The following is a 9,433-nucleotide window of genomic DNA, read 5'->3' as shown; positions in this document are numbered from 1 at the left end:
GATAATATTATTTTCATTATCCCTGATCAGGTAACGGTATTGGATTTCTGTTGCTTCTACCTCCAACTGTAATTCCCATGATGAGTCTGAAATTTTTACCATTGGAACGGCAACTAATTCATTCCAGTTTCCTAATCCGGGAATATTGCCCGATAGATATACAGATTGGTTTTCTTCAGTTTTATAATCAATTGATATTCTCATTTCTGCTATGGTAATCTGTTACCCGAAATTTAGTAGGATTATTACTGTTTCCTTCAATACGCAAAGCTAAATAAAAAAATGAATGTTAGGATGTGTAGGTTAGAATACTTGTTGTGTTTTGATAAAAACATCCTGAAAATATTGTTTCTTGTACCATAATTCGATATTTTTGCATCACACTTACTAAACAAGGCTTAATATGAACCAGAAAATGATAATTTACCAGGTACTACCCAGGTTGTTTGGAAACGATCATACTACCAACAAGAAAAATGGAAATATTGATGAAAACGGTGTTGGAAAATTTTCCGCATTTGATGAAAGAACTCTGGAAGAGATCCGTAATATGGGTTTTACCCATATCTGGTATACCGGGGTAATCGAACATGCAACCAAAACCGATTACGCAAAATATGGTATACGAAACAGTACGCCGGGAGTAGTAAAAGGCAATGCCGGATCCCCGTATGCCATTCGTGATTATTATGATGTGTCGCCCGATCTGGCAGATAATGTGGAGAGACGAATGGAAGAATTTGAAGCCTTGATCCGGAGGACACACGCAGCAGGCCTTAAAGTAATCATGGATTTTGTTCCCAACCATGTAGCACGCGAATATTTTTCGGATGCAAAACCAGAAGATGAGAAGGATTTTGGTTCAGGAGATGATGTGAATCAATCATTTACACCCAATAATAATTTTTATTATATTCCGGATCAACCATTGGAACTTTCGGAGGAATTTGGCAAAGTGAATTATTCGGAAATTCCTGCCAAAGTATCCGGGAATGATTGTTTTACAAATAGACCGACTCTCAATGACTGGTATGAAACCGTTAAATTGAATTATGGTGTGGACTATTTAAATCAACAGACACCACATTTTGACCCGGTACCTGATACCTGGTTGAAAATGCGTGATATATTGATTTATTGGACAGGGAAAGGAATAGATGGTTTCCGGTGCGACATGGCAGAAATGGTGCCTGTGGATTTCTGGAGTTGGGTAATTCCGGAAGTGAAAGGAAAGAACAAATCTTTGATTTTCATTGCTGAAATCTACCAACCGGAAAAATACCATGATTATGTAGATAAAGGACACTTTGATTATTTGTATGATAAGGTAGGGCTTTATGATACATTACGTGATGTAATTACCGGACAACGTCCGGCCTCAGATATTTCAGGATGCTGGCAAAGTATCGACGGCTTACAGAAAAATATGGTAAATTTTCTTGAAAACCATGATGAACAACGTATTGCTTCCGATTTTTTTGCGGGAGATCCGTTTAAAGCCATTCCGGCTATGGTGGTAACAGCTACCATGAATGCTAATCCGGTAATGGTCTATGCCGGCCAGGAACTGGGTGAGCGGGGAATGGACCAGGAAGGTTTCAGTGGATTGGACGGAAGAACATCTATATTCGACTATTGGTCGGTGGCGACTTTAAGGGACTGGCGTAACGGAGGGTTGTATGGTGGAAGTAAATTATCGGAAGAACAGGTTCGGTTACGTACTTTTTATATTCGTTTGCTTCAATTGTGCAATCAGGAAAAAGCCATTCTGGAAGGAGGTTTTTATGACCTGATGTATCTTAATTATCAAAATCCGGATTTTGATCCGTCCAGGCAATATGCATTTTTAAGGTATACCGGAAAAACTTTTTTGCTGGTTGTAGCCAATTTCTCAGAGGGAACAAAAATACATGTCCGAATTGATCCGGGTGTATTTTCATTCATGAATATTGATCTTTCGCAAATAAAACAGGCTAAAGAATTGTTATCTTCAGAAAAGATGACAATTAAACCCGGCTGGGAAAATACATTAATGATTGAAATGAAAGAAAATTCAGGGAAAATAATCAGGTTTAGTTGATTATCGGATTTATGACGGATCTATATGTTGTGATCCGAACTACCATTTCACAAAAGATGCATGATTCAAAAAGTCGTAATCATGTTTCAGGCATTCGGTCCAATGTCTGTCAAAATCCTCCTGTTCAACAAAATAATCTTCCATTCCGGCCAGTTCTGCATAATCAAAGATACCTTTAAAGTCAACAACCCCTTTCCCAAGGTCCGTACTATCACCCTTTCTTCCGGCCGGTGTGTCTTTTATATGCCATGTGCCGAAACGACCGGGGAATTGTTGTATATATTCATGGCAGGTATAGCCGGCTGTTACCAGTTGTACTGTATCAATCTGGAATGAAACAGTATCTTTATCCGTATAATTCAATAATACCTCATAGGGAATCTCTCCATCCAGTTCTTCAAATTCATGGGTCAGGTTATGATAGCCGAATTTGATCCCGTTGGCTTTGGCAATTGTACCGCATCTGTTATAATGATCGGCCAGGCGTTTTACACCATCGATACCCTGTTCCCTTTTTATCTGGTAATAAGGTTGTATCAACCATTTACAACCTGCTTCCGCAGCATCAGCCATTGCCCTGTTACAATAATTCCAGATAGCATTATCTTCTATCCATGGTATATCAGTATGTGTACTTGTCATTTGTACTCCCATATCGGAAAAATACCGTTTTATTTCCTTAGGGGTCTTGTCGAAGAACTTACCATCCCTGTATCCATAGCCTTCCAGCCGTTTATATCCTATATCAGTAACGATTTTAATGGTAGCATCAAAATTTTCATTTAAAGCTTCATGGACAGTCCATAACTGGATCCCGATTGTTTTTTCTTCGTTTTTACTACATGAAAATCCTAATATTCCCAAAGCAGCAGCAGTTCCGCTTGTTTTCAAAAAATCCCTTCTTTTCAATGTTCTACCTTATTAAAAAATAAAAGAATAGAAACAAGTTCTATTCTTGACTAAAAAATCATTTAACCTATACTTCAAATGCTTTTGAAAGTAGTGTTATTAATTATGCATTAGTATCATCATGGATGATGATTTTCAATATTTTATCATCGGGACGAATAGCATCGATCACATCCAGTCCTTCGACTACTTTTCCAAAAACCGTATGTTTACGGTCCAGGTGTTGTGTATTTTGCCTGTTATGACAAATGAAAAACTGTGATCCTCCTGTATCTTTTCCGGCATGTGCCATAGAAAGAACTCCACGGTCATGGTATTGGTTATCTCCTTGTGTTTCGCATGGAATAGTATAACCGGGACCACCCATTCCATTTCCCTGAGGGCATCCTCCCTGAATAACAAAATCAGGAATGACACGATGGAAAGTCAATCCGTCATAAAAACCGGACTTGGCTAACTTAATAAAGTTAGCTACCGTTCCAGGTGCGTCTTTTTCGAAAAATTCCACCTTCATGGTGCCTTTCTCTGTTTGTATGTCTGCTGTTTTCATAATGATTATTTTTGAAGGGGTAAAATTAAATTATTTTATGCAGAAAATTAAACATGCGTAAATAATAACATTATTAAGTAATATAAAACAATTAATGTCATATTTGCTAAACGTAATCCATTTGATCAATGTGACTTAAGAAAATAATAAATAGCACTGAGTGCTTAATTGCCTGTTTGAAAGTCATTTATTGAGCTTTATCTTAGCTGAATAATTTCTACTACCGGATTATCTTCTTCATCCATCTTGGATGCTATATCTTTCAATCTTCCTTTTAACCGTCCTGTTTCTAAATCCTCTTTCAGTTGATCAGCTGATAATCGTCTGACGATCATATTCTTTTTTTGAAAATATCCTTCATTAAAAGCAGTAAATCCCCCCAGTACTTTCCAGTCAAATGGTATTTCTCCGCTGGGGTCTGCTACCTTGAATTGTTTAACCCGATACATCCGGTTATCTTGTTTGTCATAGACCAATTCTTCGAATTCTCCCCCAAATCCATTTTCCGTATCAAAAACATGTTTCTTCATATACAGGAATTTATCAGTGATCAATTGCATATTAAGAATCGTTTGTGGTTGCATGAGTTGTACGGAAGGTTTGCGAACAAATACAGGAGTAAGTATTTTATCCTGGGATAACAGGTAAACAGTATCGGAAGCTATATCGGTAAGCAAAAAATCAACTCCATATTTAATGATTTTTTGAGTAGGCGTGGTGCTAAAGCTTTTTTTTGCCTGATTCACATGTACGGTCGATATCCTTTCCGGAAGGTAAATATCTAAATTGGATACAATACTACCATCTTTTTTAGACAAGAAAACATATGGTTGCTTATTATTAATGGAATTTATAGAATCTATTTTCGAAAAGCCAAAAGTTATACTCGCAGTTAGATTGCTTTTATAAATTAAATAATCGGCATCATAAGCCAATAACGTTTCATTATCGAAATCAAATACCGGTGAGAAAGTCGTTCGATCAGGAAAATGAAGGGTTCGTTTGTATTCTCCTTCTTCGGAATAAACTTGCGCAAGACACAAAGTTGAACGATCGAGTACGAAAATCTCTTTATTTGCCTCATCATATACTAATTCCGTAATTCGATTGTACCCTGTTCCATCTTTTTCCCTTATATAGTTGAATTGTGAAATAATTCTACCTTCTGAATTAAACACAAAAATATCGCCAATTAAAGCATTGCATATTATTATCTTATTTTCGGAAATATACTTAATACGATGCAGATCGCCCATTAAAACTTTATCCGTTGTTTCCAGCGGTATATAATTTACACTTTCAATTTCCAGGATAATCTCTTTTTCCGGTATGTTTTGAGAAAGATCCAGGACTATTACTGATTCTGTCTGTTCACTTACAGAGCATGCAGATGTTATAAAAAGGAAAGATGCAAAAAGTAAGATATATTTCATAAAGTTAAATTATATTGAATTTTTATCGGATAATCTTCATAGTATATTCTACAGCTTAATAGTTATATTCAGATGACCAGTGTGCTTTCTTTTTGACGCACAATAATAATGCCAATAAAGTACATAAAAAAATATAAATATATCTATTATTTTGTGTATCTTTGAGTTATTCCATTATCTGACATGAAAAAAATATTTCTATTTATTTTCTGTTTTGGAATGATCACGGAAACTCAATATGCCCAGGGATTTGTCCATGAGCTATATATGGGATACGGCGTATTCTCTACCAACAAATGGATAGATAATTTGTCCGATTTAGAGGCGATTAGGAAAACAGGAACACAGAGGTGCAACAAGATGCAAACTGGGCCGTTTCATTTCGGATACAAACTTCATGTATCTGAGAAATCTTCTATCGGTGCCATGTTAGTGCATGACTATGTCCATTCGGACAATATGCTGGATGAAATAAAATTAGGTTATTCCAGGCATAATTACTTTGCATTGATTCTTGGGAAAGACCACAAATACCTGGATACAGGTAAATTATGCCTGTATCTGACATTTGCTGCAGGCATCATATACGGACATCAAAAATATATACCCATGAATGAATCGGATCAGGAAAAAGTGGAGAACATTATTCATCTCAATTTCCAGGTGGTGCCTATCGGGATAAAATACGGAGAAAATATAGGTGTATTCCTTGAACTGGGTGTAGGATGTAAAGGTGTGATCAATGCAGGAGTGTTTGGCCGATTCTGATGATTGTTTATATTTATCTATGAAATCTTAGATAGATGTTATACCTTATAATACTTACAATTTTCGTGTGCGCACACGAAAATTGTAAGTATTATAAGCTTAATTACGATGATTTTATAATTCATATCCTATTAAAATGTTGATAATCTACTGATAAAATTTATTTTATTTTATCAATAACTTCTTTACATTTGCCCCGAAATGGAAAAACAGGTAGAACACGAAGGAACTGTTGCGTCGTTATCCGGCAATACTATGATCGTACGTATTGTAGCTTCATCGGCGTGTAGTAGTTGTGCTGCTAAGAGTTACTGTGTACCGTCCGAAAACAAAGACAAAGAAATATGTGTCGAAGGTTTTTCGGGCGATTTTGTTTTGGGTGAAAAGGTATGTGTTACCATGCACCAGTCAAAAGGTATGAAAGCACTACTGTTCGGTTATATCTTACCGTTTTTTCTGGTTGTCGTAACATTGATGATCACTTATTCCGTTACGGGAAATGAATTGATAAGCGGGCTGTTGGCCTTGCTTATTTTGATTCCGTATTATCTGTTCATCAAATTATTTAATAGCAGGATGGCGAGATCCTTTAGTTTCGAAGTAAAAAAAATTAATTAATATCATTTTCGAATGAATGTAATACTGTTTACAATCATCACTTTAGTGGCCGTAGGTATTGTTGCGGCTGTGATATTGTATTTTGTGGCGCAAAAATTTAAGGTGTATGAAGATCCGCGTATCGACACGGTAACCGACATGCTTCCTGCTGCCAATTGCGGAGGATGCGGTTATGCCGGGTGTCGTAATTTTGCTGAAGCCTTGGTAAAATCCGATGACATTTCTTCTTTGTATTGTCCTGTAGGCGGAAATGATACCATGCAGAAAGTTGCCGAAGTATTAGGGAAAGCGGTTGAAGCCAAAGATCCTTTGGTGGCGGTAATCAGATGCAGCGGTTCTTTCGAAAAACGGCCGCGGACCAATGTATATGACGGAGCCTCATCGTGCGCCATTCAACATGTATTATACACCGGGGATACCGATTGTCCCTATGGCTGTCTGGGTTGCGGGGATTGTGTCCGCGTATGTAAATTCGATGCATTGGAAATGGATGAAAAAACGGGTCTTCCGGTGGTAAATGATGATAATTGTACTGCCTGTGGAGCATGTATCAAAGCCTGCCCCCGTTCCATTATCGAATTACGACATAAAGATAAAAAAGACCGGAAAATCTTTGTTTCCTGTGTGAATAAAGATAAAGGCGGAATTGCAAAGAAATATTGTTCCGTAGCATGCATCGGATGTTCAAAATGTCTGAAAGTGTGTAAGTTCGATGCAATAACCATAGAGAATAACCTGGCATTTATCGACTCTAAAGCTTGTAAAATGTGCCGTAAATGCCCACCGGAATGTCCGACCGATGCTATCCTGGAATTGAATTTTCCTCCGAGGAAAGTAGCTCCTCCCGCACCTGAGAAAGAAACAGAACCGGTTACTCCAAGTGCGCCGGTTGAGGCTTGATAAAATATTATAATTACATGTTTGATTAAATTCCGACCATGTTAAAAACTTTTCCCAAAGGGGGCGTTCATCCGCCCGACAATAAATTAAGTGCTGGTAAACCTGTTGAGGTTTTACCCGTACCGGAATCTGTCATTATTCCGTTATCCCAACACATCGGTGCCCCATCCGTTGCCAAAGTAAAAGTGGGTGATAAAGTGAAGACAGGTACACTGATTGCCGAAGGTTCCGGATTTGTGTCCGCTAATATTCATTCCTCTGTATCGGGTACCGTAAAAAAAGTGGATGCTTTTTTTGATACTTCCGGTTATAAAAGGATGTCGGTACAGATCGACGTGGAAGGTGACGAATGGGAAGAAGGGATTGACCTGTCGGACGACCTGAAAAAGGAGATTACAGATACTGTCGGGGACATTGTGAAAAAGATCACCGCAGCCGGTATTGTCGGGCTGGGAGGTGCCACATTTCCTGCCCATGTCAAACTATCCGTTCCTCCGGGTAAAAAAGCGGAAATGATCGTTGTAAATGCAGTAGAGTGCGAGCCGTATCTTACCTGCGATCACCGGTTAATGCTTGAAAAGGGTCACGAGATCATGGTCGGCGTTAGTATCCTGATGAAAGCCCTGAACGTGAAAAAAGCGATCATCGGTATCGAAAACAACAAGCCGGATGCCATAAGTCATATGCAACAATGTGCTGCCAACTATCCCCAGATTGAAATATGCCCGTTAAAAGTAAAATATCCGCAGGGTGGAGAAAAACAGCTGATCAAAGCGACGACCGGCCGGGAAGTGCCTTCTGGTAAAATCCCTGTGGATGTGGGGATTGTACCGTTCAATGTGGCCACATCATTTGCGGTATACGAAGCTGTTCAGAAAAACAAACCACTTGTAGAACGTTTGGTGACGGTAACAGGAAAAGGATTGAAACATCCTGCCAATTATAAGGTTCGTATCGGTACTTCGGTCAATAAACTGATAGAAGCGGCCGGAGGTATGCCTGAGACTACCGGAAAAATTATTAGCGGAGGCCCTATGATGGGAAAAGCGCTTGCCAAAACCGATATACCCACTACCAAGGGTTGTTCGGGTATCCTGCTGATCGAAGATAATGAAGCCCATCGTAAACAGGTACGCACATGTATCCGTTGTGCCAAATGCGTATCGGTTTGTCCTATGGGGCTGGAACCTTATTTATTGATGGCGGTGGCAGAACGCGAATTGTGGGATCGTACAGAGGCTGAACGTGCTGCGGACTGTATCGAATGTGGCTCATGCAGTTATACCTGTCCTTCATCAAGACCATTACTCGATTATATCCGTTTAGGAAAGGCCGCCGTATTGAAAAATATCAGGGCCAGGGCTATGGTAAAATAATCAATGTCGATCATTCAAAATAAAAGTATAAATCTAAAATGAGTAAATTATTCACTGTATCTCCATCACCACACATACATAGCGGTAACAGTGTCCATCGTCTGATGTACGATGTATTGCTGGCATTGGTCCCGGCTTTCCTGGTATCGGTATGGATGTTCGGTCTGGGAGCCTTATATGTTACTGCAGTGTCGGTGCTTTGCTGTATGCTGACCGAGTATATTATCCAGAAATACCTGATGAAGCAGGAGCCTACCTTACGTGATGGTTCTGCTATCGTTACAGGGATATTACTGGCATTTAACGTTCCTACCAACCTTCCCGTATGGATATTGATACTGGGCGCTGTTGTTGCTATAGGAGTAGGTAAAATGACTTTCGGGGGATTAGGAAACAATCCTTTCAATCCCGCATTGGTAGGGCGGGTTTTCATGCTGATATCCTTTCCCGTACAGATGACCAGCTGGCCTAAACCGGTCATATCGAGATGGAATCTCCAGACTGTATTTAATTTCGGGGCATATCCGCAGGATTATATTGATACTTATACCGGGGCTACTCCGCTGGGAGTGGTAAAGGGCAGTATAGCAAACATTAAAAGTGCTGATGTCTCAAGCGGAGCTACAGATGCGGTAAGCGGTGCTACTACTGAAACGTTGAGCGATGTGATGGATAAAGTGCCGTCAACACTCGATCTGTTGATTGGAAATATGGGTGGTTCCATGGGGGAAATTGCTGCAATAGCTTTGTTACTGGGTTTTGCTTATTTATTGATACGGAAAGTGATCACCTGGCATAT

At 39.1% G+C, this 9,433-nt stretch carries 10 protein-coding genes; 6 read left to right on the top strand and 4 right to left on the bottom strand.

The features are described from left to right. On the bottom strand, positions 1 to 204 hold a 204-nt coding region (locus tag LBQ60_19130), incomplete at its 3' end, for a hypothetical protein (protein MDR2040042.1). A 199-nt stretch (positions 205 to 403) separates the two neighbouring features. On the opposite strand from LBQ60_19130, the gene LBQ60_19125 reads away from it, so the two are divergent. Then, positions 404 to 2,080, top strand: a complete 1,677-nt coding sequence (locus LBQ60_19125; protein MDR2040041.1) for an alpha-amylase family protein — start codon at positions 404 to 406, stop codon at positions 2,078 to 2,080. 39 nt (positions 2,081 to 2,119) lie between these two features. Here the strand turns inward: LBQ60_19125 and LBQ60_19120 are convergent, their stop codons facing one another. The 3 genes from LBQ60_19120 to LBQ60_19110 form a co-directional block, all read right to left on the bottom strand. Next, positions 2,120 to 2,989 carry a TIM barrel protein gene (locus tag LBQ60_19120; GenBank protein ID MDR2040040.1) on the bottom strand — a complete coding sequence of 290 codons (870 nt, stop codon included), beginning with the start codon at positions 2,987 to 2,989 and terminating at the stop codon, positions 2,120 to 2,122. A gap of 103 nt (positions 2,990 to 3,092) precedes the next feature. Next, positions 3,093 to 3,539 (bottom strand): peptidylprolyl isomerase, encoded by a 447-nt coding sequence (locus tag LBQ60_19115; GenBank protein MDR2040039.1) that lies wholly within the window; start codon positions 3,537 to 3,539, stop codon positions 3,093 to 3,095. Positions 3,540 to 3,736: 197 nt separating this feature from the next. Then, positions 3,737 to 4,972 carry a 6-bladed beta-propeller gene (locus LBQ60_19110; protein MDR2040038.1) on the bottom strand — a complete coding sequence of 412 codons (1,236 nt, stop codon included), beginning with the start codon at positions 4,970 to 4,972 and terminating at the stop codon, positions 3,737 to 3,739. 183 nt (positions 4,973 to 5,155) lie between these two features. Here LBQ60_19110 and LBQ60_19105 point away from each other — a divergent pair, with 183 nt between their 5' ends. The 5 genes from LBQ60_19105 to LBQ60_19085 form a co-directional block, all read left to right on the top strand. Further along, entirely contained in the window at positions 5,156 to 5,740 is a 585-nt protein-coding gene (locus tag LBQ60_19105; GenBank protein MDR2040037.1) for a hypothetical protein, read from the top strand. Between the two features lie 201 nt (positions 5,741 to 5,941). Continuing rightward, positions 5,942 to 6,358, top strand: a complete 417-nt coding sequence (locus tag LBQ60_19100; GenBank protein ID MDR2040036.1) for a SoxR reducing system RseC family protein — start codon at positions 5,942 to 5,944, stop codon at positions 6,356 to 6,358. A gap of 12 nt (positions 6,359 to 6,370) precedes the next feature. Continuing rightward, complete coding sequence (locus LBQ60_19095) at positions 6,371 to 7,258, top strand: Fe-S cluster domain-containing protein (GenBank protein MDR2040035.1); 888 nt, start codon at positions 6,371 to 6,373, stop codon at positions 7,256 to 7,258. 38 nt (positions 7,259 to 7,296) lie between these two features. Next, positions 7,297 to 8,634 carry an electron transport complex subunit RsxC gene (gene rsxC / locus LBQ60_19090; protein MDR2040034.1) on the top strand — a complete coding sequence of 446 codons (1,338 nt, stop codon included), beginning with the start codon at positions 7,297 to 7,299 and terminating at the stop codon, positions 8,632 to 8,634. A gap of 38 nt (positions 8,635 to 8,672) precedes the next feature. After that, the coding region (locus LBQ60_19085) for an RnfABCDGE type electron transport complex subunit D (GenBank protein ID MDR2040033.1) at positions 8,673 to 9,433 on the top strand (761 nt) is incomplete at its 3' end.

The sequence above is a fragment of the Bacteroidales bacterium genome (assembly GCA_031275285.1).
GTDB lineage: Bacteria > Bacteroidota > Bacteroidia > Bacteroidales > UBA4181 > JAIRLS01.
This window is presented reverse-complemented; position numbering and strand designations above follow the sequence as displayed.

Coding starts and splice junctions, on each gene's coding strand:
- LBQ60_19125 (MDR2040041.1), top strand. CDS start 404: ATGAACCAGAAAATGATAATTTACCAGGTACTACCCAGGTTGTTTGGA.
- LBQ60_19105 (MDR2040037.1), top strand. CDS start 5,156: ATGAAAAAAATATTTCTATTTATTTTCTGTTTTGGAATGATCACGGAA.
- LBQ60_19095 (MDR2040035.1), top strand. CDS start 6,371: ATGAATGTAATACTGTTTACAATCATCACTTTAGTGGCCGTAGGTATT.
- LBQ60_19100 (MDR2040036.1), top strand. CDS start 5,942: ATGGAAAAACAGGTAGAACACGAAGGAACTGTTGCGTCGTTATCCGGC.
- rsxC (MDR2040034.1), top strand. CDS start 7,297: ATGTTAAAAACTTTTCCCAAAGGGGGCGTTCATCCGCCCGACAATAAA.
- LBQ60_19115 (MDR2040039.1), bottom strand. CDS start 3,539: ATGAAAACAGCAGACATACAAACAGAGAAAGGCACCATGAAGGTGGAA.
- LBQ60_19110 (MDR2040038.1), bottom strand. CDS start 4,972: ATGAAATATATCTTACTTTTTGCATCTTTCCTTTTTATAACATCTGCA.